General features: G+C 45.5%; 20 protein-coding genes. 4 read left to right on the forward strand and 16 right to left on the reverse strand.

What is annotated here, in order from left to right; translation table 11 throughout:
• Nucleotides 1-235: 235 nt before the first annotated feature.
• Genes GC102_RS15225 through GC102_RS15235 form a run of 3 tightly spaced genes read right to left on the reverse strand, consistent with a single transcriptional unit; the run spans nt 236 to nt 4,112 of the window.
• Nucleotides 236-2,641: a helix-turn-helix domain-containing protein gene (locus tag GC102_RS15225; RefSeq protein ID WP_171690302.1), complete on the reverse strand. Its 2,406-nt coding sequence runs from the start codon at nt 2,639-2,641 to the stop codon at nt 236-238.
• 46 nt (nt 2,642-2,687) lie between these two features.
• Nucleotides 2,688-3,038: a Rieske (2Fe-2S) protein gene (locus tag GC102_RS15230; protein WP_171690303.1), complete on the reverse strand. Its 351-nt coding sequence runs from the start codon at nt 3,036-3,038 to the stop codon at nt 2,688-2,690.
• 15 nt (nt 3,039-3,053) lie between these two features.
• Complete coding sequence (locus tag GC102_RS15235; protein ID WP_171690304.1) at nt 3,054-4,112, reverse strand: amidohydrolase family protein; 1,059 nt, start codon at nt 4,110-4,112, stop codon at nt 3,054-3,056.
• A gap of 124 nt (nt 4,113-4,236) precedes the next feature.
• On the opposite strand from GC102_RS15235, the gene GC102_RS15240 reads away from it, so the two are divergent.
• Nucleotides 4,237-5,013, forward strand: coding sequence for an AraC family transcriptional regulator (locus tag GC102_RS15240; protein WP_171690305.1), 777 nt, complete (start codon nt 4,237-4,239; stop codon nt 5,011-5,013).
• 269 nt (nt 5,014-5,282) lie between these two features.
• On the opposite strand, the gene GC102_RS15245 is transcribed toward GC102_RS15240, so the two are convergent.
• From GC102_RS15245 to GC102_RS15265, 5 genes are all read right to left on the reverse strand, one after another.
• The gene (locus tag GC102_RS15245) at nt 5,283-6,803 is read right to left on the reverse strand and encodes an ABC transporter substrate-binding protein (protein WP_171690306.1); all 1,521 of its coding nucleotides are present in this window, start codon (nt 6,801-6,803) and stop codon (nt 5,283-5,285) included.
• 66 nt (nt 6,804-6,869) lie between these two features.
• The gene (locus GC102_RS15250) at nt 6,870-7,781 is read right to left on the reverse strand and encodes a carbohydrate ABC transporter permease (protein WP_171690307.1); all 912 of its coding nucleotides are present in this window, start codon (nt 7,779-7,781) and stop codon (nt 6,870-6,872) included.
• A gap of 20 nt (nt 7,782-7,801) precedes the next feature.
• Entirely contained in the window at nt 7,802-8,731 is a 930-nt protein-coding gene (locus tag GC102_RS15255; RefSeq protein WP_171690308.1) for an ABC transporter permease, read from the reverse strand.
• Nucleotides 8,732-8,963: 232 nt separating this feature from the next.
• Entirely contained in the window at nt 8,964-10,532 is a 1,569-nt protein-coding gene (locus GC102_RS15260) for a response regulator transcription factor (RefSeq protein ID WP_171690309.1), read from the reverse strand.
• Complete coding sequence (locus GC102_RS15265) at nt 10,529-12,361, reverse strand: cache domain-containing sensor histidine kinase (RefSeq protein ID WP_171690310.1); 1,833 nt, start codon at nt 12,359-12,361, stop codon at nt 10,529-10,531. The genes GC102_RS15260 and GC102_RS15265 overlap by 4 nt, the downstream gene beginning before the upstream one ends.
• 152 nt (nt 12,362-12,513) lie before the next feature.
• Here GC102_RS15265 and GC102_RS15270 point away from each other — a divergent pair, with 152 nt between their 5' ends.
• Nucleotides 12,514-15,132: a PAS domain S-box protein gene (locus GC102_RS15270; RefSeq protein ID WP_171690311.1), complete on the forward strand. Its 2,619-nt coding sequence runs from the start codon at nt 12,514-12,516 to the stop codon at nt 15,130-15,132.
• 51 nt (nt 15,133-15,183) lie between these two features.
• Here the strand turns inward: GC102_RS15270 and GC102_RS15275 are convergent, their stop codons facing one another.
• From GC102_RS15275 to coxB, 8 genes are all read right to left on the reverse strand, one after another.
• Entirely contained in the window at nt 15,184-16,470 is a 1,287-nt protein-coding gene (locus GC102_RS15275; RefSeq protein ID WP_171690312.1) for an ABC transporter permease, read from the reverse strand.
• Nucleotides 16,463-17,368, reverse strand: coding sequence for an ABC transporter ATP-binding protein (locus GC102_RS15280; RefSeq protein WP_171690313.1), 906 nt, complete (start codon nt 17,366-17,368; stop codon nt 16,463-16,465). Before GC102_RS15280 ends, GC102_RS15275 begins: the two co-directional genes overlap by 8 nt.
• Nucleotides 17,369-17,493: 125 nt before the next feature.
• Complete coding sequence (locus GC102_RS15285; RefSeq protein ID WP_171649503.1) at nt 17,494-17,955, reverse strand: DUF420 domain-containing protein; 462 nt, start codon at nt 17,953-17,955, stop codon at nt 17,494-17,496.
• Nucleotides 17,956-18,005: 50 nt separating this feature from the next.
• Nucleotides 18,006-18,824, reverse strand: a complete 819-nt coding sequence (locus GC102_RS15290; RefSeq protein ID WP_171690314.1) for a cytochrome c oxidase assembly protein — start codon at nt 18,822-18,824, stop codon at nt 18,006-18,008.
• A gap of 75 nt (nt 18,825-18,899) precedes the next feature.
• Entirely contained in the window at nt 18,900-19,217 is a 318-nt protein-coding gene (locus GC102_RS15295) for a cytochrome C oxidase subunit IV family protein (protein ID WP_171690315.1), read from the reverse strand.
• Between the two features lies 1 nt (nt 19,218).
• Nucleotides 19,219-19,833, reverse strand: coding sequence for a cytochrome (ubi)quinol oxidase subunit III (locus tag GC102_RS15300; RefSeq protein ID WP_171690316.1), 615 nt, complete (start codon nt 19,831-19,833; stop codon nt 19,219-19,221).
• Entirely contained in the window at nt 19,830-21,701 is a 1,872-nt protein-coding gene (ctaD, locus tag GC102_RS15305; RefSeq protein WP_171690317.1) for a cytochrome c oxidase subunit I, read from the reverse strand. Before ctaD ends, GC102_RS15300 begins: the two co-directional genes overlap by 4 nt.
• A 27-nt stretch (nt 21,702-21,728) precedes the next feature.
• Nucleotides 21,729-22,745 carry a cytochrome c oxidase subunit II gene (gene coxB / locus GC102_RS15310; protein WP_171690318.1) on the reverse strand — a complete coding sequence of 339 codons (1,017 nt, stop codon included), beginning with the start codon at nt 22,743-22,745 and terminating at the stop codon, nt 21,729-21,731.
• A gap of 278 nt (nt 22,746-23,023) precedes the next feature.
• On the opposite strand from coxB, the gene GC102_RS15315 reads away from it, so the two are divergent.
• Complete coding sequence (locus GC102_RS15315) at nt 23,024-23,710, forward strand: YhcN/YlaJ family sporulation lipoprotein (protein ID WP_171690319.1); 687 nt, start codon at nt 23,024-23,026, stop codon at nt 23,708-23,710.
• 193 nt (nt 23,711-23,903) lie between these two features.
• Nucleotides 23,904-25,955, forward strand: a complete 2,052-nt coding sequence (locus GC102_RS15320) for a DEAD/DEAH box helicase (protein WP_171690320.1) — start codon at nt 23,904-23,906, stop codon at nt 25,953-25,955.
• The last annotated feature ends 56 nt before the right edge of the window (nt 25,956-26,011 follow it).

Raw genomic sequence — 26,011 nt, forward strand, 5'->3', positions numbered from 1 at the left:
GCCTCAGCGATTTGGCTATCCTGAGGCAAGCCGGGAACGCTTAGTCATAGCATAGGGATATGCCCCCTCCCATGTAAATCGTGCATTTTTTCGCGATTGGCTCATTTTGCGAAGAATGCGAGAATAGCAAAAGAAGCCGGCCAATTGGCCGACTTCTCGGTTCTACATGATGCTGTGGCATCCTCTCTCTCACATGCTTTAAACAAAAAAGGCACACCGCGCAAAAAAAGCCCATTTACTTGATGCTGCGGTATTTCCCGGGCGTAATCCCTTCGTACTTACGAAAGCTACGAATAAACGCATTGCTTCCCAAATAACCTACCCGCTCCGCAATTTCTTCGATCTTCATGTCTGTCTCGCGAAGCAGCTGTTTGGCTGCCGACAGGCGGACACTCGTAATGAATTCCACATATTTCTCGCCGACCACCTCTTTGAACGTGCGGCTGAAATGACTGACCGACATATTCATCTGTTCCGTAAATCGCTCGATCGACAGATCCTCGTCATAATGTTCGCGGATATACCTCACGACATCTTCGAACTGGTCGCTGCGGCTCATCAACGGCAGCGAAAGGAACAGCATGGCGTGGATGCGTTCGAGACACTGCTCCATCTCGTCCCAAGTCTGGCTTCGGTTCAAGGAATCAAACAATCCGGAATACATCGAGATCTCCAAGTCGTTTCTGTCGGTCTCAACGGCGCGAATCCATGTATTGAGCACATCGGAGAACAAGCTTTTCATCTGGGTGGCGTTCGCTTGCTTCCGCTTGCCTGTTTCGAGAAACTCTCTCGCAGACTGAAGCAAACGAGGGTAATCGCCCGCTCGATAGACATTTCCGATCCGATTGACTTCCTCCGCGGAGAGAAAACTGTCCAGCGGCTCCCGGTCGTCCCAGCTGTCCTCATCACTGAATACTTCCACTTGGGCATTCAAGCTTTTTTGTTTCAGCAGCGCTAATCCATATTGATAGGATATATTGAGTTCGCCCATCGTTTGGACGATCTTGCCTAATCCGATCGTCGCTTTAAAATAGATGGCGTACGGCTCCAGCACCGATTTGATTTGTGCGGCGACCTCCGCCAACTCCCCTTGCTGGTCGTGATCCCAGTGAACGACACAGGCCAGTATGTCCGCCCGAGTCTGGCAAAGCCAGATCGTGCCCTGCGCCTGCTTGCCGATCATCTCCTTCACCTCCGCGAGCAGAAACGACTTGGACGTTTCCGACAGCTGCTCAAGTACGGAGTCGTAATATTGATACTCGACCACAAGCACGGCGCGCGCTCCCTCAAGCTCACAGGTAAACGCGATTTCTTTGGAATAATATGCGATTGACAAGTCATCCCGATATTCCCCGAGCAATATTCGTGAGACAAAATCCTCTTGGACGACAGGAAGAATTCCCTTTACCAATTGAGACAGCTCTTTATGCTCGTTCATCAGCAACTTAGTAAATCGTTGGATAATATCGAAATCGTTATCCTGCGGCACCGCATGCTCCGATAGACGATGCGGAGGATGCGACTGCAGCCTGTTCCGGATCTCCGAGATCGGATTGTATAAGCGGCGGCTCAAATAATAGGACACGAAAACGCCAAGCAGCAGAAAAAAACATAGAAACGCGATGCTTAACATTCTAAGCATGCGCGCAGGCTGCATCAGCTTCTGCAGATCGACCCAGCTGACATAGTACCATGATGAATCGAATTCTGACCGGACGAAAGATGCTGCCTGTCTGCGATCATATTTGGCCAAGGCTCCTTCAGACCCCGAATGAAGCACCTTCAGCCATTGTTCTTTATCCAGCTTCTCTTCATCCGACTGGCTGACCACACTGCGGTCCGCATCCAGGATCGCCATGCGGGAAATCCAGCTCTCCTGCGTCTGAATCAAGCGCTGCAGCTTCTCCTTCTCAATCTGAACAGAGAGGAATACGCCCGGCATATCCGAATTGAATGGAAATCCCATGACGACGGACGTGAAAGAAGCTCTAGCCCCGTAATCCGTCATGTAAGCGTAGTACGGATCGGTGAAGTGCATCATTTTTTTGCCTGTGAATTGCGACCATAGACGCTCGGCGTCCGGCGGCTCCAGTGAAAACTGATTCCTGAAATAATATGACTTGCTTGTATGAATATGATGATCGATCACAAGATCGGCATTGGCAAAGTAAAGAAAGGCCCCGGATACGATCGGTTCCGTCCGGATCGTATTCATCTCTTCCATCGTCGCATAGAAGAGCTCGATCTGTTCGGGGGTCGGCGGCTGCTTGCCGATATCCTTCAACAAGCTTTTCATGTTGGGCGAGCCGAGCAATTGAATCATGCTAGCTTGCAAGGATTGGAGATGAGCATCCATCTGTCTCGCGTAATTGCGCATAATGCCTAAACTGGATTTTTCAGCTTCGTTCTCGATTAAACGAACGACGAACACATTGATGAATATGGTAGCGACAATAGCCGGTACCACGATAAGTAAGAAATATTTCGTGAAAAACTGCCAGAAGAGAGTCATCCGAAACGATTTCGCTTTGAAAAAAAACGGCATAGTCGACCTTCCCCTCTCTGTATCGGCGATAGCAACCAAAAGCGAAACGACATTCCTCGCATAATGACAGCAAGGAATGCCCTTTCCGATAAACATGCTGTTTCCTCATCATACAGGAAACTAGTCAATTCGGCATTAATGTCTAAATGATGATCCCGATTTTGCCGTTATCGACCTGAACCTTATAGCTTCTCGTTCGAACTTTCTCGTCGAAGATCGATTTCCCAGTCTTGATCTCGAATTCCCAGCCATGCCAAGGACAACGCACCAGCTCGCCATTGCGGCCGAATTCGTATTCGTATACCTTGGACGGCAGCGTTGTTCCGCAAACCGGACCTTTGCACAACGGAGCGCCTTCATGCGGACACCTGTTATGCAGCGCGTAATATTCGCCTCCTACGCAGTAGATTCCGATAGACCGGCCCTCGACATCCACGATCTTGCTCTTGCCTTCCCGAATATCATCCGCTTCAGCTACATAATGGATTGCCATTGTTCATCCCCCCTCCTATATGCGATACAACGCTTTGGCGTTATCGTAAAATATTTTTTGCCGCGCTTCGGAGCTAAGCCGCTTCAAAATCTCCGTCGGCATATCGTTGTCCCAATGTGGATAGTCGCTGGAGAACATCAATATATTCTCGGCATCGATCATATCGAAGATCGAGATCAGCTGCTTAGGGTCATCTGGTTCCTCGATCGGCTGCGTGGAGAACATGCAATGTTCCCGGATATACTCGCTCGGCAGCCGCTTCAGCCATGGCACCGAGGAACGCAATGCCTTGTAGTTTTTATCCAGCCGCCACATGAGATGTGGAAGCCACGCGATGCCGCCCTCCAGCATCACGAACTTCAGCTTCGGAAATTTCTCGAATACGCCTTCGCAGACGAGACTGGTCAGATGTGCCATATAATTTTGCGAAAGGCAGGTATGCCACTCCAGGTAACGGGTTGGATAACCCGCTGGCGTCGGGGCAGGCATCCCTGCTGCGCCTTCGCCCCCCGGATGAATGGCAATGGGCAGACCATGCCGCTCGGCTGCTTCGTAAATCGGATGGAACTGGCGCTGTCCGAGCCCTGCACGCTGCGCGCTGCCCATGAGAACTTGTACCATTGCCGGATGATCAGCCAGCCGATCGATCTCCCTCACAGCGAGGGACGGATCCTGCGGAGCGACGGTGATCGAACCCCGGAATGATTCGTGCTTCGGCAGCCAGTCGGCGACAATATGATCGTTGTAGGCCGAGACGAGCGCTGCTGCGTAATCCGGATCATGGATCGTCGAGGAGTTCGTCAAGTTGCCCGTTAGTATCACTTTATCCATGTTGAACTGCTCGACAAGATCCTTAACGAGATAATCCGGATCGGAAGCAGACGGTCCTCCAGAAGGCGGAATGCAATCCTTGCGGACGACCCCGACCGGAGACCAATATCCGTGCCCAGGAAAGCCGAGCCCCGAGCTCGCTACTCTAGATCTCCACGGCTCTGACAAATACGGCAGCAATTCTTGCGGACTTTTCAGGTCGTTATGGACATCGACATCAATGCATTTCATTTCCTTGTTCATACATCAAACCCCTTTCCTTCGTCTGTCCTTATTGTAATTTCTTTTGATAGAGGTTACGATTGGTAATCATACAATTTTTTTAAGGATTCTACGATTTTCGAAGGACTGAGGGGAGACGTTTCTGATGAAGATCGAACATATTATATTCGACCAACCACCGGCCGGATCGAATTGGCATGTGGACCTGGGCCCTACTCGGCATCATATTCTGCTGCTCGTCGTGAAAGGAAAAGTACGCTACGCAGTTGGTGATCGGACATTATGCATTTCGAAGGGGGAAGGACTGTTCCTAACCCAAGGCACTTGGCGGGCTGCAGAAGCCGATGAGAGTGAGCCCCACCATATGTACTCTGCTCACTTTAGTGATTTACCTCTCAATAAGCTTACTGGATTCAGCAGCGAGCCCTACTTGCAATACCGTCCGACCGGTTTTGACTACATCAAGCAACGCTTCTCCGTTCTCAATGAATCGTGGATCGGCAAGATGCCATTCTATGAGATGATATCCGAAGGCATATTGACGGAGATACTTGGACTTGTACAGCGTGAATTAACGAACGAAGCGTTCTCCTCCTCGCGTCGAAGTCTCGCGCTGCGGATTCAGCAATATATCGTTCAGCATTATCGGGAACCTCTGCGGCTACAAGATCTCGCCCAGCATGTCGACCGAAGTCCGAATTATGTTTCGAATGTGTTCAAGGAAGTAATCGGACGAACGCCGGTAGAATATATGCATGAGATACGCGTCGCCACCGCAAGGGAGCTGCTTCTGACGACGAATATGACGATCGGGGAAATATCGGATTCGCTCGGCTACTGCGATCAGACCTATTTCAACTACATGTACAAGAAAATCGTCGGGCATCCGCCTTCCCACTCCTTGAAGCTCGGGAAAATGTAATCATGCTGTATAAAAACAAAACAGGTCCTCCACCGCTCCCGGTGAAGGACCTGAACCTGTCCCTACGTGCCTATTCCAGCCCATTTACCTCGAATTCGTAAATACGAGCCGCCGTATCGCCGCCTTGCGTCGCCTTCACAATGATAAGATTCACATGCTCCGGTTAAACTCCGCATCCTGATCGCTTTCCGGACTCCACTGGAGCAATTGTTCCGGAAACCAATACGAGGATTGGGGTTGTATCTGCATGGTGCTGATTTTCTCAAGCCTTATTTATTCGCTTTCTTCCATTCATCATACTGCTTCTGAGCTTCTTGGATAACTTTATCCATACCAGCCGATTTAAACTTCTCCATAGCTTTAACTACATAAGCATCAGGATCAACAGATCCCGTATAGATCGCTGGCATAAATTCTTTGGCCACATTCGTGATGTTCGCTACTTCCGTTTTTACCGGAGTTGGATCGAAGTTAAAGCCGAATGTAGGAGCAACGGTGGCAGATTTGTTAAACTTACCGAATGCGTCCCACTTATCCGCTGGTTCATCAGCATGCAGATACGTTAAGAACATATTGCCAAGCGCGAATCCAGGCATCGCATATCTTTCTTTCATAGCAGGAAGATCTTCGATCACATTGTCAGAAACCTTCTTATAATGCACGCCTTCAATACCGTACTGAATCATGTTGCGCAGCTTTTTATCCGAGTTGAGCAAATTAAGGAACATCATCGCACGCTCCGGATTTTTGGAGTTAGCAGAAATTGCGTGCATGGATCCAGCAGCGGAAGCTGTGTAGATAATAGGATCCTGCATAGGCGCTGATACGATCTCGTAGCCGGCGCTGCGGGACCAGCCTTTGTCCGCATAAGGCTGCGTAATTTCCTTATCCACCAGCCATTTGCCGGTCTTCATGTTGTCGATGCCTTCCAGCGTCGCTACATCTTCACGGAGATATCCAGCTTGATAATATTTGCGCATCGTCTTCAACGAATTTTTCATGTCAGCTGTATCGAGCATGTTAACGAATTTGAAATCCTTCGTATCGATTGGCATTCCGATTGGAATATTGTCGTCAAACAGATAGTCGAAAGGCAGGTATGCTTTGAATCCTTTCGGCACGGCAAGTGGAATAATATCTTTCGACTCGCCCTCTTTCACCTTCTTAAGCAGCGGCTCAAGGTCTTCCAGTGTGCGTACTTTAGTGATATCCAGATTGTACTTGTCTACATATTTCTTGTTAAAGCGCCAAACGAATTGTTGTGCCAGCTCTTTGTTTACAGGAATAGCATAATTCTTGCCGCTAACTTGGGTCCCAGCTAGAAAACGCGGGTCCAGCGTATCTTTAATGCCTTGACCGTATTTATCCAGCAAATCATTCAGCGGCAAGAACACACCCTTTGCCACATTCTGGCGATAATCGAATGCCCAAGAACTAGTGAAAGCGATATCGAAACTCTCGCCAGACGCTGTTATGACCTGCATCCTTTTCGTATAGTCGCCCCAGTCGATTTGTGTGATGTCCAGCTCGGCGTTGATTTTTTCCTTCACATACTTGTTCATTTCTTCTTGAACGGTTTTCATGTCCCCTTGCGGTCCGCCGATCAAATACATTTTCAGCTTAACAGGGTCCAGTTTATCCTTGTCTTTGCTTGGCGCTTTCGTGGCCGTTCCAGCCGTTGTCGGTGCTGGTGTGCTCGTTTTGCTGTTATCTGTTCCACATGCGGTTAGTGCCACAGTACTGAGCAGCATCGTAGCCATCGTCAATGGAAATAGTTTGTTTTTCACCATATTGATTCTTTTCCCCCTTATGATCGATCATATCTATTGACACCGCTAATGCGGGGACAATCCCGGTTACTCTTTCACTGAACCAATCGTTAAGCCCGCTACGAAATACTTTTGGAAGAACGGATATGCCAGTGCAATTGGCAGCGTGGCCAGAACGACCATCGCCATCCGAACCGTTTCAGTAGGCAGTGTGCTGATCACTTCATAGGAAATGAGATTCTTACTGTTCTGAACCATGAAATCCATATTGCCCTCAATACGCATCAGCATGGACTGAAGAGGGACCAAATTCGGGTCGTCAATATACAGCAGCGCGTTAAACCAGTCATTCCAGAAGCCTAAGGTGCTGAATAAACCTATCGTTGCGATGCCTGGAAGCGAGATCGGCAGCACGATTTTCAGATAAATACCGAATTCCGTTGCGCCATCGATTTTAGCTGATTCAATGAGCGCATCTGGAACCGTGGTTATAAAAAACGTGCGCATGACGATAATGTAGAACGCATTGACGATGGATGGCAGGATAAGGCTCCAGATCGTATTTTGCAAATGAAGAAATTGCGTCATGATGATGTAGGATGGCACTAATCCGCCGGAGAAAAGCATCGTGAAAAAGGCCAGAAAGCTGAAAAATCTGCGATATGTAAAATTCTTTCTTGAAATCGCATAAGCGTAAGTAGAAACGCAAAACAATGTAAGCAGCGTCCCGATGAGCGTCACCGTTATGGTAACTCCAAAGGATCGGAACAACTGGTGTCCTGACTCGAAAACGAACTTGTACGCTTCACCGCTCCACTTGCTGGGTATCACTTGGAACCCTTCGACAGCAAGCGTGTGTTCATCCGTAAACGAGATGAGAATAACGAATAAAAATGGAAATACACAGGATACGGCAAACAGACCGATCAGAAGGCTAAAAATCGTATTCCAGAAATAACTGATCCTGTTCAAATCCTTAGCTTTATTAAGTTGCGACATTCTCTTCACCTCCCCCGCTGCTAAAAGACCGCATAGTCTTTCTCCATTTTCCGAACGGTATAGTTAGCCAGTAGCACTAAAATAAGTCCTACCACAGACTGGTACAAGCCAGCCGCCGTACTCATGCCGATGTCCCCTGTGTTAATTAAACTGTTATAGACGAAGGTATCGATAACATTCGTAACTGCGTATAATGCGCCAGAATCTTTCGGAATTTGAAAGAATAGCCCGAAATCAGACCGGAAAATGCCGCCCAAGGAAAGTATCGTCAAAATAATCATTAGCGGCTTCAGCAGTGGAAGTGTGATAAACCGAATTTGCTGCAGCTTGGTCGCGCCATCGATCATGGCGGCTTCATAGTAGGAACGGTCAATGCCCGCAATCGCTGCGAGATAAACAACGCTGCCATAGCCAACGGATTTCCAGATGCCCATAATAATCAGAATGTAAGGCCAGTAGGTGGTATCTGCATACCAACTGACTTTTTCGCCTCCGAAGAAGAGGATAAGCCTGTTCATGACCCCTTTATCCACACTAAGAAATGTGAAAGTAAAGTAACTGATAATGACCCATGACAAAAAGTAAGGCATAAACATCGCTGTCTGATACAACTTCGCCAACTTTTTGCTTAATAACTCATTCAAAATAATGGCGAATGTAACCGCAGCAACAAGTCCAATGAAGATTAAAGCCAGATTGTAAAGAACCGTATTTCTAGTAATGAGATACGCATCGTCGGTGGAGAACAGAAATTCGAAGTTTTTCAACCCGACCCACTTGCTGTTAAAAACGCTTGCAAAAAAACCATTGGAGCTAATATGAAAATCCTTGAAAGCCAAAACGGAACCGAACATAGGTAAATAGGCGAATACGATAAAGTACAGCGCTCCCGGTAGTACCATGAAGAGAAAAGCTTGGTTCTTCAAGATGTTCTTGACTCCACGCGGCATGGCTTCTCCCCCTCTCTCTAACGTCTACCTTATTATGCCAGTAGATGATGAAGCCTAGAAAGTAGAGAAATACTACATATAGATGGATAAATTAAAGATAAGTTTTACAAGGATAAACGACTCCGTCATCCTTCTGGGACGAGCGCGTTTGTCAAGGTAGATCTTATCTACGAAAAAAACAAAACACATGCGATCAATAGATCGGATGTGTTCGTTAACTTGTCGCTTGTTTTTACTTTTTGGCGTACATCGATCTTAGTTCGGTGGGAGATACGCCGGCATATTTCTTAAATTGCCGATAGAAGTAGGATGTGTCCCAATAGCCCACGTCTTGGGCGATATCCGCTGTTTTACGATCAGTGTAAAGCAGCAGATGAGTTGCTTTCTCAATTCGGAACTGATTCAAATAATCGGAGAAGCTGGTTCCGACCTCTGTTTGAAACAATTGTCCCAGATAATTCGGATGCAGCTCAACTTTATGCCCCCATGTCTTTAACGATAGCTCCTCACGATAATGTGCATGCACATGGTCCAGCAGCGCCCCGACATGAGGACTATATGTTTGAAGAGAAGCATTGGCAGTGCGCTCTATCGTCCCTTCAATGATCCTGATGACATGCTTTTTCAATCCGGCGAGCGTATGAATATGAGCTAGTGGTGCAAAAATTTCTGCGTAATCCTGGCTTTTCTCCCGATCTTTGGCGGCCAGCATTAACTGGATCGCCGAATTAAAGTAAGGGTGCCTACTCGGCTGAGTTGGAGTGTCCTCTAGCTCTGCGGAGAGAGCTGTCTCAATGAAAGGCTGGATCCGCTCTAACTGATCTCCCGCCAAAATCTGAACAAAGGCATGGATATCGACTTCTTGCTTGGCGGCAGCTGGCACAGTCTCCACACTTTCAGCTAGCTTATGAAGGTTCACCTGATCTGCGCTTTGCAGCAAGTGTTCGTGAAACCATTGTTTCACGGAACCATAACTCTTGGCTACGCTTTGACCGTCTTCTTGGGCCCCGCCTGACACTCCCCAAACCGGATAGCCTGTAGCCTGTGTAAGCCAGCTGATCATATCTTCAATAACGAGATAGGATACGTCTTGGTGATCTGAGCTGGTCAAAGCGAAAATGACAACAATGTTCTCATCGCCATCGGAAAATGAGACAATCTCACTGCCCTTAGGCAGCCTCATCTTCGCCATTCTCTCGCATTGTTCGGCCAGCACGTCCAACTTGTGAAGCCGGGAGGACGGGTCGCTTTCATATACAATTTTCAAAGTAGCGACTTGATAATAAGCATGAAACATGGGAATTCCCAAGAGTGCAGCTCGATCTCTTAATTCCTGACCTTCAATTTCTCCGCTCGACCAGCGCTGCAAAATGTTGTTGCGGAGTATTTTCCAATCCTCATCGGTACGGAACAAACTGAACTCTTCTCGCTCCCAGTCCCTAATAATGTGCTTAATTGTCGATTCCAGCTCATCGATATTGATCGGTTTCAGAATATAATTTTCAATGCCTAACGTAATGCCTTCCTTCACGTATTGAAATTCTTCGTAACCGCTCATCACAATGAACTTCGTTCGGGGATGGATCGTTTTGACCTTGCGAATCAAATCCAATCCGTTCATCTCTGGCATCATAATATCTGTAATCAACAAGTCCACCGGCTCTTCTTGCAGCTTGGCAAACGCCTCTGCACCATCCATCGCCGTTCCTGTGACGGCCAAACCAAATTGCTGCCAATCCACGACGGAAGGCATACCTTTAGCGATTAATGGCTCATCATCCGCGAAAAAAACTTTTCTCATGCGATTGCCTCCTCCTTCAGCGCCGGGAGCTCCAAAATAACTTCTGTACCCCTATTTTCTTCACTTCGGATACGAAGTCCATAATCATTCCCATACGTTAAACGAATGCGTTCATTCACGTTAAACAAACCGAGAGAATCGCTAGTTTCGGATACACCTGCATAGACTGGCTTCAGCCTTTTTTCAATTTCATCCAATCTTACCTGTGAAATCCCTTTCCCGTTGTCTGCCACCATGATAACAATACGACCTTCCACCAGATCGGCCGTAATGGAAATTCGATTCTCGCCCGAATCCGGTCGAAATCCGTGAACGACATAATTCTCTACAATTGGCTGGATGAGCAACTTTAGCACTTTACAGCCCGCGATCGAACCGTCTAGTCGGATATCAACCATCAGTTTATCTTCATATCGGAATCGAAACAATTCCAGGTAGGTGCTGCACATGTTGATTTCTTCCACCAGCTTGATGCTCGTCTGGTTGCGAATCATATTGCGGAAAATGCCCGCAAGCAAGTAAATCATTTGTCCCACATCTCTGTTTCCGGAAGCAAAAGCTTTCATCCGAATGCTTTCCAGCGTATTGTAGAGAAAATGGGGATTAATTTGCGCCTGTAAAGCAGACAATTCGGCACTCTTCTGCCTAATTTCCGATACATACATCTTCTCGATGTAGGATTCCAGGCGATCACACATATAATTAAAGCTTTCGGATATTTGCTGAAGCTCGTCTTCCCCTTCCATACGAATTCGCGCTGACAAATCTCCGCCTTGAAGCCGGCTGGTATGCAGCATAATCTTCCTGATTTTCTTGGAAAATCGACGGATCACCGTAAATGTAAAAGCAAAACTGAGCGCGATACCAAGCAGAGTGACGCCTATTAAACTGTTGCGCACCGTATTCACACTCTTCTGAATCGTCGACAGCGGCATAATACCGGCGATCACAAGCCCTGTGTTTCCGATATTGATGAGATTGACCTTCGATGGCTCATCCAGTGCATACCATTCTTTCTGGCTTTGTAATTCGTTCCAATACGGATATTTCTTGCCGTAATATTTGTTTTCGGAATCGTAAATGACTTCGCCAGTTGGCGTCGCGATAACAAAGTTCCCTCGTCTGTCTTCTGTCTTGCTGTGAATGGATTTAATAATTTGATCCGTATTAAAATCAAAAATCATAAGGCCATTCGTCTTGAGCGTAATCGGATCTTGGAGCATCCTCGCATACATAAACAAGGACTTCCCTTCTACCCTTCGCTCCAGCAAAGCACCCTCATCCAAACTCCTCCAGCTTTGATTTTTCATCTCCTTGAGCCACTTGGTCTCCTCTGATTCGCTTATCGGCGAAGTGATGCGGTCTTGGTAGCTTTGATTTAGGATGTAAAAAAACTTTTTCTCATAGCTGTACAGAATGAGGTTCTCGATGCCGGCATCTTCGTTTACGATCGATTTAAGATAAGTGTCTATCCCTTTGCCTTGGTAATTTTCATTCATATAATAGCGATTTAATCGATGTTCCAAGTAGGCAGAATAGTCATACATCAGAAAATAATTCAAATCTTCGCTGACGGCCGCATCTGTGTACAGCTCTTGAATATTGGACTGCATTCTCTCTACCTGCTGATTCATGTAAACGCTAACAATATCGATCGTTTGCAAATTTTTATCCATTTTTTCCTGAATAACGCGCTGTTCATAGTACCGATAGGCTAAGAAAGCCACGGTGACAAACAGGATAATCAATGCAATGGTATAGAGAAACAATATTTTATTAAACATTTTCCGCTTCAAATGGTTCTGATAGAAGGTTCCTATTCTGGGCATGAGTCGCTCCCCCGCTCAATCTAATTTCGCGTCTTAGTGTACCATCGAATTCGAAAAAAGAGCAACTGGAGAATTGATTTAAAAAGCGAGAAGGAGAAAAGATCAACGCCATAGAAGACTTCATACATCGAGTTATAACAGGAGGTTATGAAATGATCATTGAGCAACAGCTAGAGAATCAAACCTTATTTTTTCAGGCTTTTCAATATGCTCCGATTGGTATGGTTCTCGTAGCCATTAATGGGAGCGTGCTCAAAGCAAATTCAACTGTCTGCTCGATCGTAGGCTTATCTGAGGAAGAATTACTCCTTAAGAGCGTTCAAGAAATGACACATCCCGATGACTTAAACCTTGATCTTGCATATAGGGACCAATTAATAGAGGGTATGAGAGAGTCGTACCAAATGGAAAAACGCCTAATTAAGCAACAGGGCGAGATTATATGGGTACAAATAACGGTCTCCTTAGTGAAAAATAAGGCTGGAGAACCCCTATTCTTCATATCTCAGGTTATCAATATCACCGATCAAAAGATGACTTATAACGAAATACAGGAGAAAAACCGCCTTTTAATAGAAAGAGAGCAACGCTATCGATCCGTTGTGGAGCATGCTTTTGATTTCATTACCATGCACAACCCTGACGGAACCTATCTCTACGCATCTCCTTCCTGCTATGAAGTTCTTGGGTATACGCCTGAAGAAATGATCGGGAAGTCAGGTTATGAATTCCTCCATCCTGAAGATGTCCAAGTGGGAATTCAGGATCATATGGCTATCCTTCAAACTGACAAGCAATCTAACAAGATTGTTCGATTACGAAAAAAGGATGGGCAGTATATATGGACCGAGTCAACTAGCAGCTCCCTTCTTGATCCAGAAACAGGTGGGACGAAAGAAATTATCATCGTTTCCAGAGATATCACTGAACGAATCAAGAAAGAGCGTAACTTGCAGGACAACGAGCAGCGTTATAAATCCCTTTTCGACTATCATCCGGATCTAATTTATTCAATGGATTTGGAGGGTAACTACACCTCTATTAATCAATCTTTTGAAGAACTGATGGGTTATTCGAAACAGGAAATGATAGAGAATCCGATAAACTTTCGTTCGGTCGTAGATCCAACAGATTATGAACAGGTAGAGCATCATTTCATTCAAGCGACAAAAGGTTTTGCACAACGATACGAGGCGTCAGGTAGGAATAAGACAGGGAGACATACGACCTTCGATGTGACCAATGTCCCGATCTTTGTCAATCGGCAAGTCATTGGTGTCTACGGACTTGCTAGTGATATCACATACCGAAAAGAATTGTGGAAAAGGTTAGAAGAAACTCAAAATTTATACCAACTCATTTCAGAGAATGCGCAGGATATTATTTCGTTTGCAACACCTGATGGCGAAATTCGTTATGTTTCCCCTGCCATTAAGTCTTTACTTGGATATGCACCTGATGAATATGTGGGCAAAGTTGCAATCGACTTCTGGCACCCTGATGATATTGTTTCTTTTATCAATAAAGGTATTCTGCAGAAAACAGATGTGGATACTTTTACTAGCCGAGTTCGTCATAAACAAGGACACTATGTCTGGTTTGAAACAACGGCAAAAATCATACGTAATGATGACAGGGAAATTGTTAAAGTATTAGCTGTAGGAAGAGATATTAGTGAAAGAAAACGTGCGGAGCAAGAACTGAACGCAGCGAAAGACCAGCTTGAATCCTTTATTGATCGAAATGTAGATCCGATTCTTATCCTTAATCTAGAAGAAAAAGTAGCAAGAATCAATCATGCCTTTGAAAAAACGTATGGATGGACGGAGTCAGAAATTGTTGGACTCCATCTCCTTGATTTACCCAACATTCCAATTGAACTCAAACCAGAAGCCATTCATAATCTGGCTAGAACTAAATCGATTGAGGCCTTCGAAGGACATGAAACCATTAGAAAAAGAAAAGATGGCGTTATTCTTACGGTAATGATTTCGAGCTTCGCTATGCGGGGTGAGAATGGACATATTAATGGTTGGGCTGTGATCCTAAGGGATATCACTGACAAAAAGCAAGCGGAAGAGTTATTGATTAGGTCGGAAAAATTATCCATTGCGGGTCAATTAGCGGCAGGAATTGCTCATGAAATTCGCAATCCGATCACTGCAATCAAAGGATTCGTTCAACTCATGAAATCTGGCATCGTCGAGAAGAAAATATATTTGGACATTATGGCCTCCGAAATCGAACGAATTGAAATGATTCTAAGTGAACTATTAATTCTTGCAAAGCCTCAAATCATTCAAACGGAGCGTAAAGACATTCGGAAGCTCCTAGCACAAGTGACCACCCTATTAGATACGCAAGCTATTATCAACAATATTCAAATCATCACGGAGTTTGATCCGGATATCCCCCCTATTCTGTGTGATGAGAATCAACTGAAACAAGTATGTATTAACTTTATTAAAAACGCGATTGAAGCTATGCCGAAAGGCGGTAATATCGTTATTCAAGTAAAAAGTAACAATGAAAATCCAAATCAAATATGGCTTCGCTTTATCGATCAAGGTTGCGGGATTCCCGAACACATTCTTTCTAAGTTAGGAGAACCCTTCTACACAACAAAAGAAACGGGAACGGGACTAGGATTCATGGTCAGTAAAAGGATAATAGAAAATCATCACGGAGAAGTCGCCGTGTTTAGTAGGGAAAACAAAGGGACAACGATTGAGATAAGTCTTCCTATTGCGTCGTATGATGAGATCAACTAGATCAATCTGGTTGATCTCGTTTCATACTGGGAAACTTCAGACGATACCTCTCTACACCTTATAAGCCCGCATCGCCTTCCGAAGCTCCCGCCAGGAAGGACGTTTGCCGTACATCAACACGCCTGTGCGATAGATCTTAGCAGCAAGCCAAGCCATAGCACCAATTGATGCCAATTGAATGACGATGGAGAGCCATATTTGCCAAATAGGCGGACTACTCATACCTATGCGCAGGAACATAATAAGTGGCGAGAAGAACGGTATGAATGACATCGTAACAACGAATCCGGCATTCGGGTTATTCAGTCCAAACATGGCAATCATGAAGGCTGCCACGATGAGCAAGGTTACCGGCATGATCGCCTGCCCAACCTCCTCTGTACGGCTCACAAGTGAACCTACAGCCGCAAAAACCGTTGCATAGATGAAGAACCCTAACAGGTAGAAGATTAAGAAATATACGATAAGTGAGATTTGTAAATCGGACCAGTTAAGGTGCAGCTCCGAAATTAGTTTGCTGCTGCCAGATAAGCTTAAATTGATTCCACCCACTACAATCGTCAGCGCTATTTGCGATAAAGCGAGTAGACAAATCCCGATGATCTTGCCAAACATCTGCTTAAGTGGTGACACACTGGTGATAAGAAGCTCCATCACTCGCGAGCTCTTCTCTGCTGTGATTTCCATCGCGACCATGTTCCCAAAACCGATAACACCCATGTAAAGCATGAACAGCATCACGTATACAAGCGCGTAGGACATCACCATTTGCGATTCCGTTTTGCCAGACGCAGCCTTGTCATTAGTTGAGATTTGCACAGTCTCTAAGGAAACTGGCGCTTGAATATTAGCCTTTTGTTCAGCCGCGAGACCTGCTCCTTGTAAGGCCGTGTCCGTTTTAATAAGCTGAAGAGCTGTCTGAAGCTTGCCTTTTAACGAAAATTCCATCGTGCCTTCGGATTTATACACCATTTTCGGAAAACCGGCTGCAACGGCATCTGTAAATTCCAAATAGCCCTTGATCTTCTTATCAGCGATCTGCTGCTTACCTAAAGCTTCATTCGCTGCAGCGCTGCCCGCATCCGGAAGTGGAATAATGACAATATCCGGATTCGGTTGATTATTATAAAATGACGCTAGCTTACCAGCAAGCTCCATTTGTTTGCCTCCAAAGACACCAATCTTCGTCGCTTCATGGGAGGAAAGTTTTTCAATGAGTGCAGGTAAATGAATCATAATGGATAATAGCAAAATCAGAATCACACTCATCACACGAAACGATTTGGATCGAAAACGGGTCATGAAAGTGAATTGAATAACGGTCATGATCCTATTCATGTGCGCTCCCCACCTTCTGAATAAAGATTTCATTTAACGTTGGCTCCATCAACTGAAACCGATATACGTTTGACTGCCCCATGGCATGTCTGAGAATATGCTGCGACGCCGCAGCATCATTAATGCGTATCTCATACCCGGTCAGATGCTTTTCTACCCCAGTAACGCCTTGGAGCTTCTCCAAACCTTCAATCGGATTCTCGGTCTCGAGTATGATTCTCTCTTTAGGAAACGTTGCTTTGATATCTTTCAAGCTGCCTTGCACAAGCGTATTGGAACGATGCAGAATGCAAATATGCTCGCACAGCTCCTCCACATGATCCATGCGATGACTGGAAAAGAGAATCGTCTTTCCCTCGTCGCGTAAGCTTTTCACTGTTGTTTTCAGCAGCTCCACATTCACAGGGTCGAGTCCACTAAAGGCTTCATCCAGAATTAGTATTTCCGGGTTATGTATGACCGCAGCGATGAATTGGATCTTCTGCTGGTTTCCCTTAGATAGCTCCTCAACCTTCTTATTGTAATATTCAGGGACGTCAAATCGCTCCAACCACAGCTTCAGACTGGCATCAGCTTGTTTACGGGAAAGACCACGCAGCTCCGCTAAATAAATGATCTGCTCGCTAACTTTGACCTTCGGATACAAACCTCGTTCTTCTGGCAAATAGCCCATCAGCTGTCTCAGCTCTTCCCGATAGCCTTGACCCTTCCACTTTATGCTTCCATGATCCGGATAAATGAGACCTAATACCATCCGCATCGTCGTTGTCTTCCCAGCTCCATTAGCCCCAAGTAACCCATATATCTCTCCCTGCTTTACACGAAGCTGGATGTCATTCACTGCCGTTTTATCCCCGTATTGCTTCGTAACATGATCAACGATCAAAGGATATGTCACCTTTTAACCACCTTCCTTAGATAACGTGTTTATTTGTACATGAATTAGTTTACCATAATATTTGGAAAAAAACGGGACAAAAAAAGCCGAATGTTGTGAGCATAACTCACACATTCAGCTTCTCCTTACAAGCCAAAAATCGCATCAATAACTGGCTTCGTTGTTCCACCTGGATACATCAAATACAGCAGAACATACACCATAACACCTGTAGGCGCCGTAAGCAGCCATACAATCGCGGCGACTCGTCCGATTTTTTTATGTTTTAGAAATTTGTTTTTGTAAGCAAACCATAATGTGATTAGACCCAGCACTCCACCCACCGTTGCCAGCGTTATATGGAAGAACAAGAATAAGTGATACGGCAGCTTCAGACTCTCCGGTCCGCCAAATGCCGTGTTTCCCTCAAACAAGGTACGGGACATGTAGATGATGAAAAACGCTAGTGCGAAGATTGCTCCAAGAACCATCAGCTTTTGATGCGTTTCTCGATTCCCTTTTACAATATGATACCAGCCGAAACCAACAAATATGGCACTGATAACGATAAACATCGTAGAAATAGTTGGTAAAATGTGCATCTCCATAAATCCTTTCTAAGCGCGATTTCAATTCCCGCCTTGGTTATTCAAGCTCTCTATTGTGTCTCAAGAAGATCCATATCGTCATCTTCCTTACGCTCTCTACGGTACCATCTGAAGAAAATATAGGCAAGTGTAGTGCCATATACGACTTCTTGAACGATTTTCATAAGAACGCCGCCAAGCTGTTGATCATCGAGCGGAGACAAATGAGTGAAAGGCACAGTAACATTCGAATACATATCATAAATGATCGAATCAGCAAATATGATAAGCGCGCATGCAGGTGTCAACAACATACCATTGCCGAAAATATACGCCAATTTCTTCAGGTCATTCAAGCTATTCAGCTCCGGAACTGGACAAAATACAGGGAACCACATCATGAACGCAGTAATCAGAAGCACCGTATGATAACTTAAAAGTAACACATCATTCTTCATCAAACCGTCCATAATAAAAGGCATGTGATAGATGGAGAAGAGCATGTTGAACAAAAACAGCGCGATCAGCGGACGTGTGAAAAATGAAAATATGCCGCGGAAGACTCGATTTTGCATAAAAAGACGGAGCACCCAAGCAGGCGTACCTAGCCATATAAATATAGGAACAATTAAATAAAGAATTGTTTGCTGCAGCATATGCACACTAAACAAGTAATGATGACCGATGTAGTTAATCGGACTCCCTTGTCCAATGTAGAATAGGGCAAGCCCCGTATAGAAATATAGCTTCTGCTTACCCGTAACTGGCTCGGCATCTGCGAAATTCCCATTCCCCTTAGCGACAAATCGACTATAGACATATCCGACAACGACGACCACCAACAGAACAACAGGATTCCACAAATCGAAAAATCCACCAATTTGGCTCATAGCTAATTTCTATCTCCTTTCAACTAAAAAAAGAGGAGGCACTTTGTCTAGACAAAGTTGCCTCTTCCTGCTTTCTTACCACCACATCCAATATACCGCTGTAATAACTCCTGTTAGAGCTACAAACGCTCCTGCCCCGAGGAAAATGAGCGGGAATAAGTGTCCTCTTTCTTTGGCATGCATCCAGAACAGAAGCTGGACGATAGCTTGCACAAGCGCCAAAGTTACGATGAAGATTAAAATAAAGGAACGATCTAAGTCTCCGTAAAGAACGACTGCGAATGCCAACATCGTGAGAAGAATCGAGATAATGTATGACAAGTAGTGGTTCAGTGGTGATTCATGCTTAACTCGTTTGCTAGGTGCGTGTGTATCATGAGAATTGCTGCTCATCTTAGTGACCCACCTTCCCCATCAGATAAACGACTGTGAAGATAAATACCCAGACTAAGTCAATAAAGTGCCAATATAAAGCTGCTACATAAAACTTAGGCGCTGTAACAACCGTAAGACCTTTTCTGAGTCCTTGCAAAATCAACAGTGTAATCCAGCAAACACCGAACGCTACGTGAGCTCCATGGAACCCGACTAAGGTATAAAACGAGGTTGAGAAAGCACTTGTTGTGAACTTGTGACCTTCGTGCACATATTCAACGAACTCGTAAATCTCCATTCCCAAGAACGAAAGACCAAACAATACAGTAACTGCAAGCCAAAACAACAATTGTCCTAGCTTCTGTTTGTGCATCGCCATGATCGCGAATACACTCGTTAAGCTACTTGTTAAGAGGATGAACGTAGACCAGCCTACTGTTTTGAGCTTGAAAAGTTCATCTGCTGTAGGACCGTCTGGAACAGAGTTCCGAAGCGCGATGTAGGTTGCGAATAAACAACCGAACAACACAACCTCGGCACCGAGGAACAACCAAAATCCGAGAACTTTATTTTTCCCTTCGAGGGTAGCCGTTTCCGGATTAGCAGGCAGTGCGCCCGTATGATGAGTACTCATGCCTTTACCCCCTTGTCATCTTCAAGCTCTTCCTTTTCAATATGCCAACCATGATCGTCATATACGGAACGCAAGAACATTGCAATAAATGTAACAATCATACCCGCGACAGCTACATAGTGGTTTTTGTACATAAAACCAAATCCTGCAATGAACAAACCAACGGACATAACAAGCGGTAAAATGGATGCTGAAGGCATATGAATCGAACCTACAGGTTCTGCCGGAGTCATCTCTTTATTACCAGCCATTTTTTCTTTCCAAAGTGCATCTAATCCGCGAACAAGCGGCGTTTGTTTGAAGTTATATTCAGGTGCAGGAGAAGGAATCGCCCACTCCAATGTACGACCGTCCCAAGGATCTGCGGGAGCCGTAATTGGTTTTCTTGCAGTTGTAATAATGTTGATTATGAATACTAATGTACCGATCCCCATCAAGAATGCCCCTACGGTTGAAACCAAGTTACCTACTTCGAGATCATGTCCGGGTTGGTACGTAAAGACACGACGCGGCATTCCCATAAGTCCCAAGAAATGCTGAGGGAAGAATGTTAAATGGAAGCCAATGAAGAACAACCAAAAATGCAGTTTACCCATTCCTTCGTTTAACATACGTCCAAACATTTTTGGCCACCAGTAGTAAAGACCCGCGAACAAACCAAGTACTAGACCACCAACGATAACGTAGTGAAAGTGTGCGACAACGAAATACGTATCATGATACTGGAAGTCTGCTGCTGGAATCGCAAGCATAACCCCCGTTGTTCCACCCATTACGAATGTTGGGATAAAAGCTGTTGCGAAAATATTCGCTGTTGTGAAGCGAATTTGCCCGCCCCAAAGTGTGAATAACCAGTTAAAGATCTTCACGCCAGTTGGAACTGCAATAGCCATAGTAGCAATCGCGAAGATGGAATTGGCCACTGGACCTAAACCAGCTGTAAACATATGGTGAACCCAAACCATGAAGCCTAGGAAACCAATCAAAACTGTTGCAAATACCATGGAGCTGTATCCGAAAAGACGTTTCTTCGAGAAAGTTGAAACGATTTCAGAAATGATACCGAAAGCAGGAAGAATCAAGATGTAAACTTCGGGATGCCCGAAAATCCAGAATAAATGCTCCCATAGTACGTTGTTACCGCCTCTGGCTGCATCGAAGAATGCACCGCCGAAGACACGGTCAAACATAAGTTCAACAAGGGCAACCGTAAATGCCGGGAAGGCAAGCACGATCAAACCGGAAGTAATGAAAGCAGACCATGTGAACATTGGCATACGCATATACGTAAGACCTGGTGCACGCATGTTGATAATGGTAACGAGGAAGTTAATCCCCCCGATTAGTGTACCAATACCGGCAATTTGTAATCCAATTACATAGAAGTCCATACCTTGCAGGTTGTTTTCTATTGTTTGTCCCAAAGCACTGTCAGTTATCGAGGATAATGGTGCATACCCCGTCCAACCGCCATCAGGTGCCCCGCCCAAGAACCAACTAGTGTTCATCAGTACGCCACCTGCGATGAACAACCAGAGACCAAGTGAGTTAACGAAAGGGAACGCAACGTCCCTTGCACCAATTTGTAGAGGAACGATGGCATTCATGAATGCGAAGATAACCGGCATAGCCGCAAAGAAAATCATCGTTGTTCCGTGCATCGTCGTTAATTGGTTAAATGAATCGCCGATAAAAATGTGTTGATCGGGATAAGCAAGTTGAATCCGGATCAAGATGGCTTCAAGTCCTCCTACTAGGAAGAAGAAGCCGCCCGCTATTAAGTACAGGATACCGATTTTCTTGTGATCGACTGTAGTGAGCCAATCCATCAAACCGCTGTATTTTTTTACTGGATGAGAGTGAGCCAACGTATTAACCTCCTTTACCTGAGAAGTTTATTTCAAAGTCTGTAAGTACTGAACAATATCTTTAATTTGAGCGTCATCAAGCTTGCCGCCTGCTTCTTTACCAAAAGCCGGCATTTTGTTGCCTGGTTTTTGTTCTTGCGGATTATGTATCCACAGCGCCATCTTCTCAGGAGTGTGTTCCAGAATACCAGCAAGGGTATTGCGATCTGCAAAACCTTTGAGGTTAGGAGCAACACCAGGACCATTTGCATTTACAGCATGACAAGACATACAATTTTCTTTGAAAAGCTCTTCACCTTTTTGTGCAGTTGCCGGCACACTAGCAGGAGCTTTCATTTTCGCTACCCATGCATTGAAATCTGCTTCAGTCTTTGATTCAACTGTGAAGTTCATTAAGGCATGCGAGGCACCGCAAAGCTCTGTACATCTACCTTGGAATGTAGCGATTTCATCTGCTTGCAAGTAAAGCGTGTTCGTGATGCCAGGATTTGTATCTACTTTACCGCCCAAGGACGGTACCCAGAAAGCATGAGAAACGTCAGCCGAAACAAGTTCAAATGCAATGATTTTATCCTTAGGTACGACAAGCTCTTGAGCTGTAGCGATGCCTAAATCGGGATATTCAAACTGCCACCAGAATTGATGTGCAGTTACTTTGACATGAACCGCAGCTTTGTCCTTATTGTAATTCGTTGAATGCTTAAATGTGTAGGTCACTGTTGGCACCGCAAGTACTAACAGAAGGAGAATCGGAACAACGGTCCAGATAATCTCAAGCACGTGGCTACCTTCAACTTGCTTAGGTACGCTATTATCACCTTCACGCTTACGAAAGCGAATTAACACATACACATAAATTGCAAATACGACAATTACGACAAAAACCATGATAAAGAGACTTAATTTCATTAAATAAAGCTGCTCGGATGCCACAGGACCTTTAGGTACTAAAGCAGACAAGGTTGGGTCTCCACACCCGGTTAGCAAGAACGTCATTGCCGCTAAAAGGGGCACCAGACGCCATAACTTTTTCAATCGACTCATTGTATCAACCCCACTTTTAAAACAATATTTTTACCACGAAGGCCATGCCCATGTCAATTCACTTTATTAACTATAAATTCGTGAAAAGTTTTTGTCAATCGCTGGAGGGAAGTTCACAAATTGTTCTTAAACCGCTCTGTAGCGATATATTTTCCCTCCATGGTTATTTCCATACACCCGCCTCTTTATGCATAAAAGCCTTTATTTGTGAACACGAATAAAAGCGCAGAAACATCCCATCCTATAAACATTACAACGTATATGGGAGGTCTCTTTTGATGCTCAGGAAGTTAGGTTTTCCGATTTGTGGAATGTTATTCCTCCTGCTGACATTATCCGGTTGTGCAGAGAATGGAAGAGAATATGGGAAAAGCCCCGACCACACGAATTTTGGCGCCCCTGTCGAAAAAACAGAGGAAACCGAAAGATCTTATCAAACTCAGCAGCTCTATGGTCCAGTTACACACAACAATTCAAAGCTGGAATACAGCCAATTTCTTTCAAATCAATTACATGCTATGAATGGGGTTAATACAGCCATCGTGATGACTACGGATCAGAATGCCTACGTCGCTCTAATGATTGACAGCAGTGCTGTAGGTACTAAGGGTACCACCAAAGAGACGAATAACCAGGGGACTAACAAAGGCTTTTATAACGATAATGCGCCACTCAACGACTCCATGCCGTCCAATGATTTAAACAATGGCTACAATAGTTATGAAACTGCCGTGCACCACGATCTACTTTCACATCGTTTCAAACAAGCCATGGCCGAGAAAATTCGTACGCTGCAGCCTAACATCATGGATGTATACATTTCAGCAAACCGAGATTTCCTTAATAAAATGAACAACTACGCCCAAGAAAGCTGGAAGGGCCATTCTCTGATGCCGTTATTAACGGATTTCAATCAAACGGTTACGCGCGTTTTCGGTACAGCGCAAGTATTGCCTGAAGATTAATGTAGTAGCAAACGACATGAATTAACGAAAATTCCTTCTATATAAAGTAGTAATTGCTGCTTGTTTGGTCGGCTCCTGTTTTCATTTGTCTGGCATTCCTGTACAATGAGGGAATCGTCTTTAACAAGGAGAGACTTTGGTCTATGACCAAAGTCCCTATATTAGCAGGAAAAAGGGAGCTGGCCAATTTACCATGTCAAATGGATTTGCCTCATTAGGAATTAGAGAAAGTCTTGTTCAAGTATTACAATCTGGAGGAGTCGTAGAACCGACCCCCATTCAAAAAGAAGCGATTCCTGTTTTATTAAAAGGTACAGATGTTATCGCACAAGCACAAACAGGTACTGGTAAAACCCTTGCCTTTGTACTTCCTATATTAGAAACAATTGATGTAGAAAGCCCAGATGTCCAAGCACTTATATTGACACCGACACGTGAATTAGCTATTCAAATTAGCAACGAGCTAAAAAACCTTGTCCCTGTTACAGGAGCAAAGGTTTTGGCGGCATATGGCGGGCAAGATGTAGAAAAGCAGCTTAGAAAGCTACAAGGTAACATACATATAGTAGTAGGAACACCGGGAAGATTGCTCGATCACCTTCGCCGCGGTTCTATTAACTTCTATAAATTAAAAATACTTGTATTAGATGAAGCCGATCAAATGCTGCATATGGGCTTCCTTCATGAAGTGAAGGATATCATTGCCCAAACATCCCCTTATCGTCAAACACTTCTCTTCTCAGCAACCATGCCTGAGCAGGTTGTAAACCTATCCAAAGCTTATATGAAAGAAGCTAAGGAAATTAAAATTCAAAGCAAACAAGTGACTTTGACTGAAATTAAACAAGTACTGGTTCCAACGACAGATCGAGACAAACAAGATGCTTTGATAGCTGCTATTAAAGAATATAAGCCATATCTAGCGATGATTTTCTGTCGTACGAAAGCTAAGGCTATAGCGCTCAATGAGGTTTTGCAGGAAATTGGCTTAATGTCGGATGAGCTTCATGGTGATTTGTCTCAAGCGAAGCGCGAACAAGTCATGAAGCGTTTCAGAGACGGGCGAATCGAACTTTTGGTTGCAACGGACATCGCAGCTCGTGGCTTGGATGTTGAAGGCGTCACTCATATTTTCAATTATGATGTCCCGCAAGATGCTGAGAGCTATATTCACCGTATTGGCCGAACTGGCCGTGCTGGGGAATCGGGTGTAGCTGTGACTTTTGCTACGCAGCGAGATATGCCTACCATTGAATTGATCGAAAAAGGGATTCGGATGTCTTTGAGAAGTCCGGAACAACAGCAAAGACGTGTTCGTTCCAACTCTGAAGAATATGTAGACACAGATGGCAGAGGTTCCGCACGCAGAAGCAGCGGCGGTCAATCACGCGGGGGCCGTAATGAAAGAAACGGTGCAGCTGAACAGCGCGGCGGACGCAGCGGAAGATCCGGCGCTCGCGAAGCTAGCCGTGGTGGTCGAGACAACGTTCAGTATGGAACGAATAGTTCGTCCTCTAGAGGCGATAAATTCGGTTCGCGTACTGCTGCACCTGGAAGTGCACGTACTGGTCCACGTCCTGCGAAGGTTAATTCGGAACGCAATCCGAATACATGGGGACGCGCTGAGAATAAAGACCGCCCAGCAGCAACGAATGCTGGACCAGGCCGCGGTGACAACATGAATGCTGCTAAAGCACGCGTCACCCGTTCTTGGAGTGGCGGAGACGAAGCCGAACGCGCGCCTCGTACAGCAGGTCGCGGTGAAGGTACAGAGCGCAAACGTTCTGCTCCTCATGGCGATAAGTCTTACTCGCCATATAACAAGTATGCCGGCACGGGGCGTGACGACGCTGCAAGTGCGTCACGCACGATTCGCGGCGGCAAAGGCCGTGGCGACAGTGCGGAGCGCGGAGCGCGAGGTGCAGCTGCACCTCGCGGTGAAGGCTTCGGGACACGCGGTGGAGCACCGCGTGGCGAAGGCTTTGGAGCTCGCGGCGGAGCGCCGCGTGGCGACAGACCGAGTGCGCCTCGCGGCGGGCAAGCTGGCGGCGAACGCAGCGGCCAGGCACGCGGACGTGGCGACAGTGCCGAGCGTGGAGCTCGCGGTAGCGCACCACGCGGTGATAGCTTTGGAGCACGCGGCGGAGCGCCGCGTGGCGACAGATCCAGCTCGCCTCGCAGCGGGCAATCAGGCGGATCCCGCGGCAGCGCACCACGCGGTGGTGGCCGTGGCGGAAAGCGCTAAGCAAAAAAGCGCTTTCTACGCAAGGCTTTACCGAATAACCCGAACGTTGTAAAATA

It is taken from the genome of Paenibacillus germinis (genome assembly GCF_013141785.1).
GTDB lineage: Bacteria > Bacillota > Bacilli > Paenibacillales > NBRC-103111 > Paenibacillus_E > Paenibacillus_E phytorum.

Excerpts from the sequence above, each read along its gene's own strand:
- GC102_RS15225 (WP_171690302.1), bottom strand. The coding sequence starts at position 2,641 with ATGTTTATCGGAAAGGGCATTCCTTGCTGTCATTATGCGAGGAATGTC.
- GC102_RS15230 (WP_171690303.1), bottom strand. The coding sequence starts at position 3,038 with ATGGCAATCCATTATGTAGCTGAAGCGGATGATATTCGGGAAGGCAAG.
- GC102_RS15235 (WP_171690304.1), bottom strand. The coding sequence starts at position 4,112 with ATGAACAAGGAAATGAAATGCATTGATGTCGATGTCCATAACGACCTG.
- GC102_RS15240 (WP_171690305.1), top strand. The coding sequence starts at position 4,237 with ATGAAGATCGAACATATTATATTCGACCAACCACCGGCCGGATCGAAT.
- GC102_RS15245 (WP_171690306.1), bottom strand. The coding sequence starts at position 6,803 with ATGGTGAAAAACAAACTATTTCCATTGACGATGGCTACGATGCTGCTC.
- GC102_RS15250 (WP_171690307.1), bottom strand. The coding sequence starts at position 7,781 with ATGTCGCAACTTAATAAAGCTAAGGATTTGAACAGGATCAGTTATTTC.
- GC102_RS15255 (WP_171690308.1), bottom strand. The coding sequence starts at position 8,731 with ATGCCGCGTGGAGTCAAGAACATCTTGAAGAACCAAGCTTTTCTCTTC.
- GC102_RS15260 (WP_171690309.1), bottom strand. The coding sequence starts at position 10,532 with ATGAGAAAAGTTTTTTTCGCGGATGATGAGCCATTAATCGCTAAAGGT.
- GC102_RS15265 (WP_171690310.1), bottom strand. The coding sequence starts at position 12,361 with ATGCCCAGAATAGGAACCTTCTATCAGAACCATTTGAAGCGGAAAATG.
- GC102_RS15270 (WP_171690311.1), top strand. The coding sequence starts at position 12,514 with ATGATCATTGAGCAACAGCTAGAGAATCAAACCTTATTTTTTCAGGCT.
- GC102_RS15275 (WP_171690312.1), bottom strand. The coding sequence starts at position 16,470 with ATGAATAGGATCATGACCGTTATTCAATTCACTTTCATGACCCGTTTT.
- GC102_RS15285 (WP_171649503.1), bottom strand. The coding sequence starts at position 17,955 with ATGGAGATGCACATTTTACCAACTATTTCTACGATGTTTATCGTTATC.
- GC102_RS15290 (WP_171690314.1), bottom strand. The coding sequence starts at position 18,824 with ATGAGCCAAATTGGTGGATTTTTCGATTTGTGGAATCCTGTTGTTCTG.
- GC102_RS15295 (WP_171690315.1), bottom strand. The coding sequence starts at position 19,217 with ATGAGCAGCAATTCTCATGATACACACGCACCTAGCAAACGAGTTAAG.
- GC102_RS15300 (WP_171690316.1), bottom strand. The coding sequence starts at position 19,833 with ATGAGTACTCATCATACGGGCGCACTGCCTGCTAATCCGGAAACGGCT.
- coxB (WP_171690318.1), bottom strand. The coding sequence starts at position 22,745 with ATGAGTCGATTGAAAAAGTTATGGCGTCTGGTGCCCCTTTTAGCGGCA.
- GC102_RS15315 (WP_171690319.1), top strand. The coding sequence starts at position 23,024 with ATGCTCAGGAAGTTAGGTTTTCCGATTTGTGGAATGTTATTCCTCCTG.
- GC102_RS15320 (WP_171690320.1), top strand. The coding sequence starts at position 23,904 with ATGTCAAATGGATTTGCCTCATTAGGAATTAGAGAAAGTCTTGTTCAA.